The organism is Halobacillus sp. B29 (assembly GCF_052246755.1).
In the GTDB taxonomy this organism is placed as follows: Bacteria; Bacillota; Bacilli; order Bacillales; family Halobacillaceae; genus Halobacillus; species Halobacillus halophilus.
Window position 1 is genome coordinate 17,398 of sequence record NZ_JBQQCM010000011.1, and the last position, 16,867, is coordinate 34,264.

The 16,867-nt window shown below is 42.8% G+C and carries 17 protein-coding genes and 1 tRNA gene; 14 read left to right on the plus strand and 4 right to left on the minus strand.

Going from position 1 to position 16,867, the window contains the following annotated elements; translation table 11 throughout:
• The first annotated feature begins 25 nt into the window (after positions 1–25).
• A complete protein-coding gene (locus ACTWP7_RS14245) occupies positions 26–376 on the plus strand; it encodes a hypothetical protein (RefSeq protein WP_422166491.1) in 351 nt (116 codons plus the stop codon).
• Positions 377–614: 238 nt separating this feature from the next.
• A complete protein-coding gene (locus tag ACTWP7_RS14250) occupies positions 615–1,517 on the plus strand; it encodes a hypothetical protein (protein ID WP_443123759.1) in 903 nt (300 codons plus the stop codon).
• A 40-nt stretch (positions 1,518–1,557) separates the two neighbouring features.
• Here ACTWP7_RS14250 and ade read toward each other — a convergent pair whose 3' ends face one another.
• Positions 1,558–3,300 (minus strand): adenine deaminase, encoded by a 1,743-nt coding sequence (gene ade, locus ACTWP7_RS14255; RefSeq protein WP_443123760.1) that lies wholly within the window; start codon positions 3,298–3,300, stop codon positions 1,558–1,560.
• A gap of 327 nt (positions 3,301–3,627) precedes the next feature.
• Between ade and ACTWP7_RS14260 the strand changes: the two genes are divergently transcribed.
• From ACTWP7_RS14260 to ACTWP7_RS14275, 4 genes are all read left to right on the plus strand, one after another.
• On the plus strand, positions 3,628–4,794 hold the full coding sequence (locus ACTWP7_RS14260) for a TraB/GumN family protein (RefSeq protein ID WP_443123860.1): 1,167 nt from the start codon (positions 3,628–3,630) through the stop codon (positions 4,792–4,794).
• 187 nt (positions 4,795–4,981) lie between these two features.
• Positions 4,982–5,383 (plus strand): hypothetical protein, encoded by a 402-nt coding sequence (locus tag ACTWP7_RS14265; RefSeq protein ID WP_443123761.1) that lies wholly within the window; start codon positions 4,982–4,984, stop codon positions 5,381–5,383.
• 141 nt (positions 5,384–5,524) lie between these two features.
• Positions 5,525–6,427, plus strand: a complete 903-nt coding sequence (locus ACTWP7_RS14270) for a DMT family transporter (protein ID WP_443123762.1) — start codon at positions 5,525–5,527, stop codon at positions 6,425–6,427.
• A gap of 262 nt (positions 6,428–6,689) precedes the next feature.
• The gene (locus tag ACTWP7_RS14275; protein ID WP_443123763.1) at positions 6,690–7,139 is read left to right on the plus strand and encodes a hypothetical protein; all 450 of its coding nucleotides are present in this window, start codon (positions 6,690–6,692) and stop codon (positions 7,137–7,139) included.
• A gap of 411 nt (positions 7,140–7,550) precedes the next feature.
• Here ACTWP7_RS14275 and ACTWP7_RS14280 read toward each other — a convergent pair whose 3' ends face one another.
• On the minus strand, positions 7,551–7,739 hold the full coding sequence (locus ACTWP7_RS14280) for a hypothetical protein (protein WP_422164040.1): 189 nt from the start codon (positions 7,737–7,739) through the stop codon (positions 7,551–7,553).
• A 269-nt stretch (positions 7,740–8,008) separates the two neighbouring features.
• Between ACTWP7_RS14280 and ACTWP7_RS14285 the strand changes: the two genes are divergently transcribed.
• The 7 genes from ACTWP7_RS14285 (at position 8,009) to ACTWP7_RS14315 (ending at position 14,434) form a co-directional block, all read left to right on the plus strand.
• A tRNA-Gly gene (locus tag ACTWP7_RS14285) sits at positions 8,009–8,082 on the plus strand.
• Between the two features lie 153 nt (positions 8,083–8,235).
• Complete coding sequence (locus tag ACTWP7_RS14290) at positions 8,236–9,945, plus strand: ABC-ATPase domain-containing protein (RefSeq protein ID WP_443123764.1); 1,710 nt, start codon at positions 8,236–8,238, stop codon at positions 9,943–9,945.
• Positions 9,946–9,960: 15 nt separating this feature from the next.
• Positions 9,961–11,094, plus strand: coding sequence for a tRNA epoxyqueuosine(34) reductase QueG (queG, locus tag ACTWP7_RS14295; protein WP_443123765.1), 1,134 nt, complete (start codon positions 9,961–9,963; stop codon positions 11,092–11,094).
• A gap of 70 nt (positions 11,095–11,164) precedes the next feature.
• Positions 11,165–11,713 (plus strand): methylated-DNA--[protein]-cysteine S-methyltransferase, encoded by a 549-nt coding sequence (locus ACTWP7_RS14300; protein WP_014642345.1) that lies wholly within the window; start codon positions 11,165–11,167, stop codon positions 11,711–11,713.
• Positions 11,714–11,789: 76 nt separating this feature from the next.
• Positions 11,790–12,653 carry an amidase domain-containing protein gene (locus tag ACTWP7_RS14305; protein WP_443123766.1) on the plus strand — a complete coding sequence of 288 codons (864 nt, stop codon included), beginning with the start codon at positions 11,790–11,792 and terminating at the stop codon, positions 12,651–12,653.
• Between the two features lie 51 nt (positions 12,654–12,704).
• Entirely contained in the window at positions 12,705–13,181 is a 477-nt protein-coding gene (gene trmL / locus ACTWP7_RS14310) for a tRNA (uridine(34)/cytosine(34)/5-carboxymethylaminomethyluridine(34)-2'-O)-methyltransferase TrmL (protein WP_443123767.1), read from the plus strand.
• A gap of 983 nt (positions 13,182–14,164) precedes the next feature.
• Positions 14,165–14,434, plus strand: coding sequence for a hypothetical protein (locus tag ACTWP7_RS14315; RefSeq protein ID WP_443123768.1), 270 nt, complete (start codon positions 14,165–14,167; stop codon positions 14,432–14,434).
• A 64-nt stretch (positions 14,435–14,498) separates the two neighbouring features.
• On the opposite strand, the gene lipA is transcribed toward ACTWP7_RS14315, so the two are convergent.
• Both lipA and ACTWP7_RS14325 read right to left on the minus strand, forming a co-directional pair.
• Positions 14,499–15,443: a lipoyl synthase gene (gene lipA / locus ACTWP7_RS14320; protein ID WP_422168786.1), complete on the minus strand. Its 945-nt coding sequence runs from the start codon at positions 15,441–15,443 to the stop codon at positions 14,499–14,501.
• 17 nt (positions 15,444–15,460) lie between these two features.
• On the minus strand, positions 15,461–16,276 hold the full coding sequence (locus ACTWP7_RS14325) for a lipoate--protein ligase family protein (RefSeq protein WP_443123769.1): 816 nt from the start codon (positions 16,274–16,276) through the stop codon (positions 15,461–15,463).
• A gap of 349 nt (positions 16,277–16,625) precedes the next feature.
• On the opposite strand from ACTWP7_RS14325, the gene ACTWP7_RS14330 reads away from it, so the two are divergent.
• Positions 16,626–16,805, plus strand: coding sequence for a hypothetical protein (locus ACTWP7_RS14330; RefSeq protein ID WP_041601214.1), 180 nt, complete (start codon positions 16,626–16,628; stop codon positions 16,803–16,805).
• The last annotated feature ends 62 nt before the right edge of the window (positions 16,806–16,867 follow it).

Sequence of the window (16,867 nt, forward strand, 5' to 3'; positions counted from 1 at the left end):
AATGTTTAATCTAGGAGGCACAAACATGGCAAATGAATCTAAGGTAATCCATCACATTACAGACTACAATGAATTTAAAAATACTTGCTTAGATAACGATGGAATGGCTTTTCCTGAACTTGAAAAGATAATGTATGACTATATATTAAGTCAGCCTTCTGAAACGATGAAATTTCAGGAGTGTGTGATTAAAGAAGAGCCAGGTGAAAATGAAGAATTGAGAAAGGTTCATCTTACTTTCCGCGATTATAATATGAATAATTATATTCGCTTATGGGGTTTTAAAAGTAATGCAGATGGCCGCGTTGTGGACATGAAGGTAGACGCTTTAGATCCAGAAACCAATGAAGTGGTGTACGAACGCCAATTGTCATAGAGGGGATTGGGTGCTTAGTTTTTACTTGGCCCCCTTTCTTAACTGGATATGCATATATTTTTAAACCAATGTCTAGTACATTGGTTTTTTTGTGCTGAAATAAAGAGATGATTTGGTAGATTGAAGAATTTGAAGAGCAAGATCACTCACTCCTCAGAGCTTCAAGTAAAAAGTCAGTATGGTATTCGGGTACTCTGGAATTCATGATAGAATTTGTGGTGATAAAGGAGGGTGTCCATTGCTCTATCTCATTCTATACATAGTTCAATTTGCAATCATTATGTACATTTACCGCAAGTGGGGGAGAGAAGAACCTTACTTGTTCCTGAAGCTTCTTGGCTACTCGGTTCTGGGAAGCTTTGCCTTCACGATTAATCAGTGGTCTCTTCCGTTAGGGTTTGTTATTTTTCTAGTGTTTTTTCGGGAGCCTGCTTGGAATCGGTTAGCGAAACGGTATGCAGCTTACTTAGGTCTGTTCCTATTCCTTACATCTTTAATCATTCCGCCTGTTCAAAATTATGTGTACGAGCGTCCCCGTCACATAGATGCCGCTAAAAGCCTGGCTGGGTCTGAAGAGTTTAATTTTAACGAGCACTGGAACAGGATCAATCAAACATTTAGTGATATACATAATCCACGCTTAGAGAGACTTGAAATGGAATTCACAGATGAGGGAGACGTGCAGTCGCTGTTCTATAATTTTAAGACAGTCGCCCAAGGGGACAGAGAAAGCAATTATTCTGTGGAGTTGAATTTGGATGAAAAAGAGTATGAAATTAAACGGAATCGTTATCAGAAGCAGAACCAGCAAGTCTTTCACATGGGTCAGGGCATGAACGGGAGGATTTCTCCGGAAGAATTTTTTAAGGTGATTAATGAAACGGGACTAGAGGCATTCATGCAAAATAAGGATACCCAATATTACTCGCTTAACGCAGAAGGAGCGGTTCGCTCTTTGTCTGGAAATCCTGAGAACACGTTTATGGTCACCACTTCTGGTATAAGACCCGTGATCGAAGGGCAGCTTCCTATAGATGCCGTACGAATGACCGTTAATGGGTTTGAAAACAGGGAGGAAGATCGTATTCAATCGAACGCGACCTATTACATTGAGCCTCGCGTGGTTTATAGGGTTAATTAAAAAGGCTGGAAACCAGACGTTCGATCTGGTTTCCAGCTTTCTATAAGGATACTTCAATATGCTGAAACGTTTCTACATCAAATAATCCCATGTCCGTTAATTTCAGGGAAGGGATCACCGGCAGCGTTAAGAAGGATAATGTAAGGAATGGATTGAAATCCTTCGTAAATCCTAAATTAGGCAGCGTTTCTCCGATATGTTCGAGCCGCTCCTTAACAAATGGATACGACTGATCAGACATCAATCCGGCAATTGGGAGGGGAAGGGACGATAAGATCGCTCCATTCTTAACGATCACAAGACCGCCATTGATTTCTTTTAAAGTAGTAATGGCTTTCAGGAGGTCTGGATCATTGGCACCCAGGGCCACAATATTGTGGGAGTCGTGAGCAATGGTCGTGGCGATTGCTCCATCTTTTAACCCGAAGCCTTTCACTATCCCTATGCCAAGATGTCCGGTTTTTTTATGGCGTTCCACTACCGTTAATTTCAATTGATCTTTATCTGGCGATGGAACAAAGACGCCGTTTTCTGTCTTCACTTCTTCCACCAATTTATTCGTAAGAAGCTGGTTTGGGTTTATTTTAATAATATGGGCCTGCTGGGATTCGCCAATAGGCAGTTTAAGCTGTTCTTCTGTGAGGTCCGGAAAATGAACCGTATCGGTAATAGGAGCTGCTTGTTTTTCTTTTTCAGCGCCAGCGGGTGTGTAAGTGCCGTTATGGCTGATTCTCTGGCCTTGTTTGTACACGTCACTAATTTTCACTTTTTCCAGGTCATCCAGTAGTAAAAAATCGGCGTCATAACCGGGAGCGATCGCCCCTTTATTCGTCAGACCATAGCATTCGGCTGCGTTTAAAGAAGCCATTTGCAAGGCGATTTGAGGCGATACTCCGTGTTGAATGGAAAGGCGGACATTATGGTCGATGCTTCCTTCCTCGATTAGTTCATCGAGGTGTTTATCGTCGGTACAGAATAGACAGCGCCGTGCGTTATGGGCGGTGACTACTGGAATTAATGCGTTTAAATCTTTCGCGGCAGAGCCTTCACGGATCATTAGATACATGCCGCGTCTCAACCGTTCCAGCGCTTCTTCTTCTTTCGTACATTCGTGGTCCGTGGTTATTCCGGCCGTACGAAAGAGATTAACGGCATTGGTCTCCAGTCCGGCAAGGTGGCCGTCAAGCTTCCCACCGTGCTGATGGGTCATCGTGATTTTATCGAGAAGGTTATCTTTTGTATGCAGGAGAGAGGGGTAGTCCATAACTTCCGCTAAGCCGAGCACGCTGGGGTGGGCTAAGTATTTTTCAAGGTCAGCGGCTGTCAGCTGAGCTCCTGAATGTTCGAATGGAGTAGCAGGAACACAAGAGGGAAGCATAAAGAACACCTCTAAAGGAAGGTTATCAGCGTTCTGGAGCATGAATTGCAGACCTTCTTCCCCGGTAACGTTGGCTATTTCATGGGGGTCTGTGACCACCGCGGTAACTCCGTGAGGGACAACGACTTTAGCATACTCATCCGGGGTGACCATAGAAGATTCAATGTGGACGTGTCCATCAATAAAGGAGGGGCAGACATAGCGGTTTTTGGCGTCAATGATCTGGGCTGCTTCATGATAGTGACCGATTCCGACGAATTTACCATCAGAAATAGCCACATCTGCCTCGATCCATTCGAGATTGAAGACATCCAGAATCTTACCATTCTTAATGATCGTATCTGCTGGGATTTTCTTGCTTGCGATGTTCAAATCTTTCGTTAGCTGTACTTTACCTGAGTTCATATATGATTTCTCCTTCCGTTTAATACCTGATCCATTTAAAGCAGGAGGCAGGATAGAATGCGATATCCGCATTCTATCTCCATCGCGCGGTAAGCAGATACGTTGAACAATATTTCCAAATTTATATGGGCATGTGAATTCGTTTCATGAGATAATAATTAATAGAGATTCTATAGGGCAGGGGTCGCTTTGTCAACGTGAAGGTTGGGAAGCCAGACTTGCTCGTGTAGAAAACATGTGAAACCCATTCTCATTTTATACATTCTGGTTTAGTATTAGTAGAGATGAAACAATATAGTCCACTGGTAAAGGAAGGTATGTATGGCGATGACGGAAGATAACATCACGAGACTTCATATAAATGATACAGAGTACATACTGATTGGTACTGCGCACGTTTCTAAACAGAGCGCGGAACAAGTCAAGCAGGTTATAGATGAAGAACAGCCTGATGCTGTATGTGTGGAACTGGATGAGCAGCGCTACCAATCAATTGTAAATGGTGATGCCTGGAAAGATACGGACATTTTTGCTGTGATTAAGCAGAAGAAAGCTTCCCTATTGTTAATGAATCTGGCTATTTCGTCCTTTCAAAAGCGGATGGCTAAGCAATTTGGTATTCAGGCAGGTCAGGAAATGATTCAGGGGATCGAATCTGCGAAAGAGCATGACGCAGAACTCGTATTAGCTGACCGGAATATTCAGGTAACCTTTGCACGAATCTGGGGAAATATCGGGTTCGGAGGCAAAGCCAAACTGTTAATGTCCATCATCTACAGCATCTTTAGTAACGACACGATCTCGGAAGCGGAGCTTGAAAAGATGAAGAAGCAGGATATGCTCGATGGCATGCTGAAGGATCTGACCGAGAACTTCCCGAAATTGAAAAAGCCATTGATTGATGAACGTGACCAGTATTTAGCACAGAAAATTAAAGATGCGCCTGGGAAGAAAGTGGTAGCGGTCCTTGGAGCTGCTCACGTGCCTGGTATTAAAGAAGCGATTTACAAAGATCATGATTTGACTCAATTGAATAAGCGTCCTCCTAAGTCTCCGTGGCCGAAGATTATAGGCTGGAGCATTCCCATTTTAATTATATCCATCATTGTTTATACGTTTATGGCAAATCCGGAAGCTGGTACCCAGCAGACCATCAGCTGGGTATTGTGGAATGGTACGTTTTCTGCGATCGGAACAGCGGCTGCCATGGCTCATCCGCTAGCTGTACTGGCAGCTTTCGTAGCCGCACCGATTACATCGCTTAATCCGCTGATCGCAGCCGGATGGTTTGCTGGCATTGTCCAGGCGTACTTTCGCAGACCCAAGGTATCAGAATTTGAAACTTTATCCGAAGATGTCTCGAGTCTGAAGGGATTCTGGCGTAACCGCGTCACTCGTATCCTGCTTGTGGTCCTGCTAGCCAACGTGGGGAGCTCTCTAGGTACATTTATAGGTGGAGCTGACGTGCTTCGACTGTTTTTTGAAAATCTTTAAAGAAAATGCGTGACCTTTTTCATAGGTTACGCATTTTTTTAATAGGAAAAAAGTGTACATGATAATCCGATGATGGTACACTTTTATTATAATTTTGGTAATATATCCATTATTTGGATTTTAAGGATGGAAACTTCGAGGGGAGGCTAGTGTATTCAATAACGTCTGGATTTCAAGTACAGTGGTCATGTCTCTCATATTTCTGATTCCTATTGCCGGCGCCCATGTTATGGATCACTTAGAAGATAAATACTTAAGGAAATTTCCAAAGAAATGGCTCGTTTCTTCTATTACTACGCTCACGATATTATTTGAAGTATCCCTGACTTTCCTAATATCAACCCGGACAGGGTTATCATTCATTGAATCTCATTTTACGGTCGGTTTTCTGCTGTTCATTATGGTGTGGTTCATGCAGTTTAATGAGTTTATGGGGAACCAGTATGCGAATGTGGACAACCAGGTTTTTGGAGATGGCAAAGATATCTACCGTGTGTCGATCTTTCAATTTAAGGTGAATCCTGTATCGATTGGAACGTTCTTTTATTTTTCAGCTGCCGTCGTGATTTCAATTGTAGCTTATACTTAAACTTAATAGGATTACCCGGCGAAGTTTCGAAAAGAGAAGCTTCGCTTTTTATGTATCGCTTTAATAAATCGGCCGGTGATTATAAGATGAAAGCAGAATCTAACGAAGAAGGGAAGGGATTCAATGTATCCATACATATTAATGATATTTGTCGTGTTATTTTATGCGGGTAATATTCTTACGGGGAAAGCAATAAATGATTTGCCGCCATTTACTATTGCTTTTTTCCGGCTGCTCGTTGCCTTTGTTTTTTTACTTCCAATTGGAATTAGAAGTGCCTGGAAAGCGAGAAAAACTTTTCGTGAATACAAGGGACCGCTATTTGTAATGACCCTTACCGGAGTCACTTTTTTTAATACGTTTATTTATGGTGCGCTTCAATTCACCACGGCTTCCAATGTGTCTGTACTCGAAACGGTCATTCCTGTTGTCACGGTCGTATTAAGTGCTCTGATCGTAAAAGAAAAGCTGCCGCTGATCAAGTGGATCGGAGTAATGCTGTCTTTTCTTGGAGCGGTATGGGTGGTTATGGATAGCCGGCTGTTTGAACTTTTCTCTTCTTCATGGAACGTCGGGGACGTCATTATGATAGGAGCAATTGCCTGCTGGGCAGTCTACTCAGTTGTAGTGAAGCAGTACATGCACTTGTTTCCGGCATACGGGGTTCTCCTGGTGATGACAGGATTGTCCGTGCTGATTCTCCTGCCGTTCGTCGCAGCTGAATGGGCCCTTGGTGATGTACCATCCCTCGGTGAAAGTAAGTACTGGATGGGATTCTTATACTTAGGTGTGTTTCCTTCTGTTATTGCGCTAGTATTTTATAACCGGGCGGTGGAGAGGCTCGGAGCCTCGCAGGCTTCTGTATTCTTAAATTTCCTACCTATCGTCACGATGGTCGGTGCCTATATGTGGCTTGGAGAAACTATAAAACTTCCGGAAATAGCTGGGGCTCTTCTCGTAATTGCAGGTGTAATTTTAACCACAAGAGGAGGAACCAGAAAAAGAAATAAACCCTTAAAATATGAAAAAACTTCATATAATTAGAAAAAATTTAGTTGTATGATCGTATTAGATGAGTGTTTATATAGGACGATGATCCTTAATTTCTTTACCTTGTATTAATATAGTGAAAAAAATATGACTGATCCTAGAGAAAGACCACAGGATGTGTCGAGAAAATCCTTCTTTCGAAATCCATGATTTATCCACTATAGATACAATTGTTTATTTTTGGTAAAAGTGGTTTTGAGCGCTCTATATCAGGCAATTAAGAGGAGTGAACCATAAAAATTAAGGAGGTAATTTTATGTCTACTGCTCTTAGGGAAAGGTTAACATCTTCTGTGGAAAATCTGCGTACGGTTGCATCTCTTGAATTTACGGACGAAGTCTTTGAATCAGATAATTATCGCTCAGCGGAAGTGCTTACAGAAGATCTGCAAAGTCTGTTTATTGTAAACATTCGTGAACGGACAATGACCATTTTGACAATGAATGAGGAAATGGAAGTTACGAAAGAAACCTTATTTACGGACAAGATTATCTCAATGAAAGAACTGTTCAGTGATTATAGCTTAAATCAAAATACTCCACCTTGGAAACTTGAGCTTGTCCTCTTGGACGGGCGCACGATAGAGGTTGAACCTGGATTATCTAAGCTTCATGATGAGAGCTATAAAGACCCTGAAATTGCCGGAGAAGTGGCCGAGGATTTTGAGAATTTCATCGCTGGTTTGAAAAACACATTAATTCTATAAAAGGTAAAGGAGTCCTTAAAGGGGCTCCTTTTTTTAGTTTACAGTTTTTATATTTGTCCGTATAAAAATGGGATATTGGGAGATTTTAAGATATAAGACAGCTTAAACTCCTACTTAATCTCCTAATGATTTTTCTCTTCTTCGGATCAGAGTTTATCGCACGCATGCTCACCGTCTGTCCAGATAGGAGGTGAGGATGATTTGGATACAAATGTGCTATTTGAACTTCTAAGACTATCTGTGGACGTACTAAACTTTCTGGCCTTTCTCTTGTTTTCGACGATATTTGTATTTAAATCGAAACAGCCATAGAGAATAATCATATCCTAATGGACCACTAGTAATAACTGGTGGTCATTTTATTTAATGTAGGGAATTGATAAACGTTGTTGATTAATCAACAACAGCTTACTAAAAGAAAGAATGGTAAACTCCTGTTGAAAGTAAATACAACGTAAGCAGGGTCAGCACAGTGATGAGGAGGATAAATTGTTTCTTTGATGCACTTACAACGAGAGCATTATTTGGGTCGAATTTATAACTCCAGAGGATTACACCGGTTAAAAACAGCATTCCGATACCTAGAAAGAGATTGATCATTAGAATCGCTCCTTTACATAATGTACGAATTCAGTAAATAAAAGTTTCAATTGTCAGAATTATTAAAATAGTAAGGATGGACTAGTTTAATTATCTGGAAATCGGTATATAATGTTAAAACCAACAGCGAGCACTACCCTTTTAACATCTTCATGTAAACAGAATATGAATTTTTCGACAAAAATTCGTAAAAATCGTGTTGCATCGTTAAAATGCGATTGTTATAATGAGAAACATACTCCAGTTGAGGCGAACCAATCTCATTTCATGCGGGTGTAGTTTAGTGGTAAAACCTCAGCCTTCCAAGCTGATGATGAGGGTTCGATTCCCTTCACCCGCTCCAATCACTTTTTTCAAAGTGAGATTGCTTTTATTTTATACTATGTGAACCAACGCAGTGTTTCGTTAATTGAGGTAACGAAGCATTGCGTTTTTTATTGAGGAAAAAAGGATACACCCTATAATAGACACAACCATAATAGGAGGATCCATGATAATGAAACAATTACAGCAGAAATTAAAACAAATAGACGGAAAAAGTTATAAAGGATATAAAGATATTCAAGGAAAGCACGCGTTTCAGAATTACGATGTATTTATGGATTATGTACAAGGTGATCCCTTCGCGGCCCCTTCTAAAATAAGAATTCGCATTCCAAATGAGAAACGTCCCATTCAAAAAGAATGGAAAGATAGCAGAAGCCGTAAGATTTATGCAGAAGATCGAATTGCCCGCGTCGTAGCGAAAGCAATTGCCAAGAATCATACAGATGTGAAAGGAACAGGAAAGAGCGGAATGGTCGCTATAGATCGTCCAGGTCAGGAGATTTTGGACCGTGCCGCAGTCAACCTGAATCCAGAAGATATGACGGTCTGCCTCACGATCGGCCTTCCGGCTAATGGACGCCGTATCAATGGCAGGGAAGCGGACAAGCTCTTCTTCAAAGTCATTCCAGAGATTATTCAGCATTCTGTTTTTTCAATTAAAGATGAAGAAATCGAAGCGGCCTGTCAATTGGCCGATCAGCATGAAGCTATTCAGGCAGAGATGAAGAAAAACAATTGGATTTCATTTGTGGCTGATGGAGCAGTCCTTCCTCGTGAGAGCGGGATCAGCGAGCGTCCGATGAAAAAAGCCGTTCCGTTTCAAAGTCCAGAAGAGAACCGGGTCTCCTTTTCTATCCCTCACAGAGAGGAGCCGCTGACAGGCATGGCGGTTAAGAAAGGGATTGTATTGATCGTAGGCGGCGGTTATCATGGTAAAAGTACCCTGTTGAATGCCATGGAACGTGGCGTGTATCCTCATATCAAAGGGGATGGCAGAGAATACGTGATGACAGACCCTGCTGCTGTAAAAGTTAGAGCAGAAGATGGCAGGCAGGTAACAAGTGTGGACATTTCACCATTTATCAAAAATCTTCCACATGGCACAGATACGACTCAGTTCTCAACGGAAAATGCCAGCGGAAGTACGTCTCAGGCAGCCAATGTTATTGAAGCACTGGAAGCCGGAGCTAAAACGCTGTTAATTGACGAAGATACAAGTGCGACGAACTTCATGATCCGTGATGAGCGGATGCAGGAGCTTGTCGTGAAAGAAAAAGAACCGATTACACCGTTTATTGATAAAATTAAGCAGATGCGTGATGATCTGGATGTGTCTACGATTCTCGTCATGGGCGGATCCGGTGACTACTTCCAGGTTGCAGATGATGTCCTGATGATGGACCAATATGTACCTTATAATGTTACCGGAAAAGCGAAAGATATTGCCGGCAAGTACCCAAGCAGCCGCACGACCACCGAGGATGAGAATTTCGGTTCGGTTCCGGCACGTGCGTTTTCAGCTTCCAGTCTTCAGACGAGAAAAGGGAAGAAAGAGAAGGTACAAGCCAAAGGAAAAACGACGATCCTTATGGGACAGACAGAAATTGATCTGGACGGAGTGGAGCAGCTCGTCGACCCTTCTCAGACACGCATGATTGCAGATGTAATTCTACACTTAGATAAAAAAGGAAGTTTGAAAACAGAGCAATCGCTGAATGACCTGCTTGATCAGATTGAAAAGCAGTTTGATGAGAAGGGACTGGCTTCGTTTGCTCCATTTAAAGATCAGCACCCGGGTGAGATTGCCCGCCCGCGCCGTTTTGAGATAGCGGCAACGTTAAATCGAATAAGAACTGCGAAAGTAAAAGATATCAGATAGGAAGGAGGACCCGCGATGGATTATCATGAGCTTAAAGAACAGGTGATCGCGTATAGTAAGGAAATTGGAATTGATAAAATAGGCTTTGCCTCGGCCGATGTGTTTGGCGAGTTAAAAGCCAGGTTGAAACGGCAGGAGGCTCTCGGCTACCAGTCCGGATTTGAAAAAGGCGATGTAGATGAACGGACGGAACCCGGACGCCTGCTTCCAGGAGCTCAGTCGATCATTTCCATCGCGATGGCTTACCCTTCCAAAATGCACGACGCTCCTAAAAGCAAAAAAGGAGAGCGCCGCGGTCTGTTCTGCAGGGCCTCCTGGGGCGAAGATTACCATACTGTACTGCGAGATCGTCTTAATAAGTTAGGAGCTTATCTACAGGAACTGTTTCCGGACGTGGAACTTAAATCGATGGTGGATACGGGTGAACTGTCCGACCGCGCCGTAGCGGAACGAGCGGGAATTGGTTTCAGCGGTAAAAATTGTGCGATCATTACTCCTGAGTTCGGATCATATGTATATTTAGCGGAACTTGTAACCAATATCCCCTTTGCCCCTGATGAGCCGGTCCAAGAAGGCTGCGGGGATTGTAATATTTGCGTGGATGCGTGTCCAACTGGCGCTCTTGTCCAGGGAGGGCAATTAAATGCCCAGCGCTGTATCGCTTTTCTGACACAGACGAAAGACTTCCTGCCAGATGAATTCCGAAGTAAAATCGGCAACCGTCTATACGGCTGTGATACTTGTCAGACAGTCTGTCCGATTAATAGAAAGAAAGATTTTCATCATCATGAGGAATTTGAGCCAGATCCAGAGGTTGTTAAACCGAAGCTGACACCGCTATTGTCCATTTCAAACCGCCAGTTCAAAGAGAAATTCGGATCTATTTCCGGATCGTGGCGAGGCAAGAAACCAATTCAGCGAAATGTGATATTGGCCCTTGCTCATTACCGGGATGAGACGTCTATCAGTGAGTTAATTCGATTAATGAATGAGGACCCGAGGCCCGTCATTAGAGGAACCGCGGCCTGGGGGCTTGGAAAAATCGGAACATCCGATTGTTTTACGGCCATTAAGGATGCTATGATAAATGAGAAAGATGAACAAGTCATCTACGAGATGGAAAAAGGACTTCAATTTGAAAAAATATAATCAAATCTACTTTTCTTATGAATAAGGTTTTTGTATAATAGAAAAAACTGTAAAAGAAGGGATTAATACTATGAACCATAGGTCTTTTTTATATTATGATTCTTTTATAACTCCTCTCGGACCTATTACGGTTTTAGCGAATGATGAGGGAGTTTGTCGTATTGATTTCGGCGAATTTGAAGAACGTCATTCCGCCTATCAATCCTGGAAAAAGAAACACTTACTCAGAGGTGAATTCGTTTATGATCCTGAGCAGAAGTATGTCAGGCAGACAAAAGAAGAATTAAACGAATACTTTGATGGAAAAAGAACGCAATTTTCAATTCCTTTGATTTGTTATGGAACAGATTTTCAACGCGGTGTCTGGAGAACGCTGGTTAATCAAATACCTTACGGTGAAACACGCTCCTATAAAGAAATTGCTTCCACGATGCTTTCTCCGAAGGCCATTCGAGCAGTCGGAGGGGCTGTGAACCAAAATCCATTTGCTATCGTTGTACCCTGTCACCGGGTGATTGGAAGTAATGGCAAGCTTGTTGGTTACGCAGGCGGTCTCGAGAAGAAGCGTCACTTACTGGATTTTGAAAAACAATACACGGTCGTACCTTTTACGAACTAGTCGTCTCCTGCGGGAGGCGGCTTTTTTGTATGGACCGCCCCTTTTTTTCATAGTATGAAAGGAAGGGGGAGGGGTTATGCAGGAAACCAACCAAATACAAAAGTATTGGGAAAAAATCATAAGTCGGTTATTAGAGCAGGAAGATGAAATGTGGCTTCATAACAAGGTGAAGAATTTGGATAGTCAGGGCATTCGGATCGAGCGTGCAACTTTCAGAATAAAGCCTTACCACAGGTGTGCCTATGAGAGGCAGAGCACCCTGCGTTATATGCTCAGCCTTTCCCTTCTTCTAAAAGATCATCGTCACTTTTATTTAGAAGAAGGGATTTATGAGGGGAGGATATGGTTTGAAGGGGATAAGATCAAGCACCATATGATACAAACCGAAACGACCTCTTCTGAGGCAAATCCTTGTTTACCTGAGTTCAGCGATAAAGAAGCAAGACAGCGTGCCCCTTTTACATATAACCGCAGGGATGCGGTTCGCTATGCTGAAAGGTGGTGGGATTCGTATAACCCTGCTTATCGTCATTTTGACGTGGACTGTACGAATTACGTATCGCAGTGCCTAAGAGCTGGAGGAGCTCCGGTATGGGGAGTACCGAACCGCAGCAGGGGCTGGTGGTACAGCGGAAGCAATTGGAGCTACAGCTGGTCAGTTGCCCATGCTTTTAGATGGTACTTAAGCGGGGCAAGGCAGGGGTTGACCGCTACAGAAGTGTCTTCCGCTCATGAACTTTCTCCTGGAGATGTAATCTGCTATGATTTCGAAGGGGATGGTCGTTTTGACCATAATACAATTGTTGTGAAAAAAAACGAGGACGGTATGCCGCTTGTTAATGCCCATACATCAAACAGTCGGCATCGCTACTGGGCTTATGAAGATTCTACCGCTTATACCCCCTCTATCCAGTATAAATTTTTCCGGATTGGTGACTGATGGATATGGTATAATAGTCTAGTTGACTAAGATTAGACTGAGGTGAATGGAATGCCGAACCATATTGTTTTGTTTCAACCTGAAATTCCTGCAAACACAGGAAACATCGCTCGTACGTGTCTGGCTACAAATTCCGTACTTCATTTGATCCGTCCGCTTGGATTTTCTACAGAGGACCGGATGCTGAAGCGGGCAGGGCTGGATTACTGGCACGACGTAACGATTCATTATCATGATTCAATCGAAGATTTATATCAAGCTTATCCTGAAGGGGACTATTATTATATAGAGAATTTTGGTACTAAATCATACGTAGACTTCGATTTTGCGTCTCCTGAAAAGGAGTTGTTCTTTGTTTTTGGACGAGAAAGTGATGGGATTCCGAATGAACTTCTTGAAGGCTTGGAAGATCGCTGTCTGCGTGTTCCGATGACGGGGAAAGTCCGTTCTCTGAACCTTGCGAACACGGTGTCCATCATTCTATTTGAAACGCTTAGACAGCAGGGATTTCCCAATTTGATTAAATAACCAAAGACGGCGCCAAGCGTCGTCTTTTTGTTACCTATTGTTTTATCTCTTAGGGCTGGTTTCTAAGAAAAGCTTCCGATACTGGAAGAATTGATTTCAAGATATTGGTGTGCGGAAGGTCCTTCGGGGGACGATTTCGCTTTCCGTGGGCATGTGGTAAGCTTCCTCGGGCTTCACAGCCCTGCGGGATCTTACCGATCATGTTCATCCCACAGGAGTCTACATCGTCCCCCTCCGGACCTGGCCGAATCAGAAACTCGAAACCACTAAATCCCCTGTTTGCTTGGTGAGAATAAGCATGGGATAAGGAGTGTATTTTCATGCTAGAACGATGTGAAAAAGCTTGTCATAGAAGCAATTAAGGCCTATTTAGAAGGAGAGCATTCACTTTTATGGAGGGTCCGTTATTCTCACTCAGCTGGGTTGGTGGGGAAATGGCGAGACTCCCATGGGAGAAGGAACTAGGTGAGATCCCGCAGGGAGTGAAACGAGCGAGGAAGCTCACCGTTCCCCCATAGGAAAGCGAGTTATTTCCCCACCAGCCCTTTTCCATAACAACATAACGGATCCAAATTATCTCGAAACTGAGTCTTACAGTAACGGGCCCTATTGTGTAAAAACTTTCTGCTTAAATAGAGGCGCCAAGTTTAAAATAGGCAAAGAAAAATCGCACCCGCTCAGGGGTGCGATTTTTAAGTGCTTATTTTTTAGGTCTGCCTGCTTTAACATCATATCCAGCAGCGAAGATGGACGTTAGGTATGTGATACAAACAAGAATAATCAAGGTTATTTTCATGTATAGTCCTCCTTTAATCTGTCGAGACAAGCTATTCTAATCTGTATTATACCTCATTTAATGGAGGATGTGAATTGTGGGAAGTAAATTTCTCCCTGAGATGAGGCTGATGCCTATACATGCTATGGGTCAATTACATAGGTTGAAGAGTAGGTGAATAACTAAGGATAGAAGTGGAGGAATGAACATGAATCAATATCCGTATCAGTATCCATACCCTGTCCAACAAGATTTTCGTGATGAGGATGAGAGATTTTTCTTTTTAGGCCCATTCGCGGGCGGTCTGCTGGGGGGATTTTTAGGCGGAGCGATTGCTCCAGGGTTATACGGAGGTTTCGGAGGAGGCGGCTATGGCTATGGTCCGGGTCCGGGACCGGGTCCAGGTCCAGGTCCTTATCGACCTCCTTATTACGGTGGAGGATATTACGGACGTCCGCCTTATGGTGGGTTCTGGTAAAATCAATTAAAAATATTTAAATAAAAGGAGGCCTCCTAATGAGGGGAGGCCTCCTTTTTTATGTTTAAAAGTTTGTTTTATCCAGTGTTTCTCCTTGTGATTCATAGCCTTGCATATACTTAATACGGCGCTGGGCGGAAGTATTATTTACCTGCTCATCAGCGTGGTAAGAAGAACGTACCATTGGACCGGCTTCGCAATGCTTAAACCCTTTTTCTAGTGCGATCTGTTTCAGCTCTTCAAACTCATCTGGATGGTAATAGCGCTCAACGTTCAAGTGTTTCTTTGTCGGCTGCAAATACTGGCCGATGGTCATGATATCAACGTTGTGAGCTAGAAGGTCGTCCATAGCTTCCACAATCTCTTCTTTGGTTTCTCCCAGACCGACCATTAAGCTTGACTTTGTAGGTGTATCCGGACGGATATCCTTTACACGCTGCAATAGCTCTAAGGAGCGGTCGTACATGGCGCGGGCACGAACTTTTTTCGTCAACCGGCGTACGGTTTCTATATTGTGGTTGAAGATGTCAGGCTCTCCGCCCATCAGAGTATGTAAGCTCTCGTAATCACCTTTCATATCAGATGGAAGAATTTCAACGGTACATCCAGGAACACGGCGACGGATTGCTTTAACCGTTTCACCAAAGACAGCAGCACCGCCGTCATTTAAGTCATCACGGGCTACGGCGGTTACGACTACGTGTTTCAGTCCCATGATTTCTACAGATTCTGCAACACGTTCCGGCTCGCCCCAGTCCAGTTCATTTGGAAGTCCGGTTTTAACGGCGCAGAAGCGGCAGCCGCGCGTACATGTATCGCCGAGGATCATGAAGGTCGCTGTTTTTCGTTCACTCCAGCATTCGTGGATGTTCGGACAGCGAGCTTCCTCACAAACGGTGTTTAATTTTTTATCGCGCATTAGTTTCTTAAGTCCTGTATAAGACTTGTTGGTGTTAATTTTAATTTTCAGCCAATCGGGCTTTCTTACATGCTCTTGATTTTTTGCCATAAGAATTCCACTCCTTTTTATCTGGAAAAATTCCATTCCTCTGTGCGATAGCGTTCTTCTGCAATTTTTTCTACTTCTTTCCATTGCTCATCGGAAAGTTCAAAAGGTTCTAAATGGATATCAAGCCCTTTTTCGAATCCTTCTCTAAAAGCTTCTTTCGTCTGATCAAATGTTACGCTCTTGTCCAGCAGTTGATTGATCGCTGCGGCTTTATCTCCAAATGCGCGGCGAGCCCGCTCTTTTATGCGTTCATTCTTATAAATAAACATATCAAAAAGTTTTACATCATCTACGTCAATAGGAATGGATCCATGTTGAAGAATAACACCCTTTTTCCTTGTCTGTGCACTTCCGGCAGCTTTCCTGCCTTCCACAATCAATTCATACCAGGAAGGCTCTTCAAAACACACGGCTGAACCGGTTGTATCCAGTTTTCCCTCGGGAACAGCGAATTCAGCTTCAATTCCGAGATTATGAAAACCTTCCAGCAGTCCTTTTGAAAGAACAAGGTAAGCATCTTTAACGGAAGCTGGCATGTCCGGATGATCTTCGGAAACAATAACACTGTACGTTAATTCCTTGTCATGAAGGACAGCACGGCCTCCAGTCTGACGGCGAACGAGTTCAAAACCATGCCGGTCGACACCTTCCAGGTCAATTTTACCTTTTACCTTTTGGAAGTATCCCACGGAAAGGCCTGCTGGTGCCCATCCGTAAAAGCGAAGTACCGGAGGGATTTCTCCTTGGCGATGCCAACTCATCAATGCTTCATCCAGAGCCATATTCATGGCTGGTGTACAATGACCAGAATCGACAAAGTACCATGTTTCCATTTTGCAGTCCTTCTTTCTATATGTAGTACTTTATTGGAGTAAAATGTTCATAAATCATTTTAACAAGGGTGGTGTATAGTGTCAAAATTTGCTAAACTATTTTTCTGTTAAACTTTTTTGAAATTTGAAAAATAGTCTCTATTAAATCTTGATGTTTATTATTCCAGATAAGTTCCTGATTGTGTATTACCATCTTCGAGATATCTAGTACATTTCGTAACGGACCTGAGTTGTCTCGAAACTGAGTCTGAATAAACCTATGGGGAATAATCTTTATCATAGTCAAAATTAAAAAATATCCACTGTACAGAACGGATATGCTTTACAATAGGGATAGGAGGGGTTCATCATGAGTCAATCTTTGCTATCTAGTATACTCTTTTTAATTAGTGCAGCTATTTGGGCGGTGCTTGCCATTTTTTATGATGAATTCCGGTGGTTGAATATTGGATTATTTATTTTATTTTTAGTAATAGGACTCTCACATCGCCAAAGATATCTTAAAGAGAGAGATTATGAGGAGGACTGATCGTTCAGATCGGTTCTTTTTTTTGTGGAAATCTAATAAAGATAACCATACAGGTCCTTTCA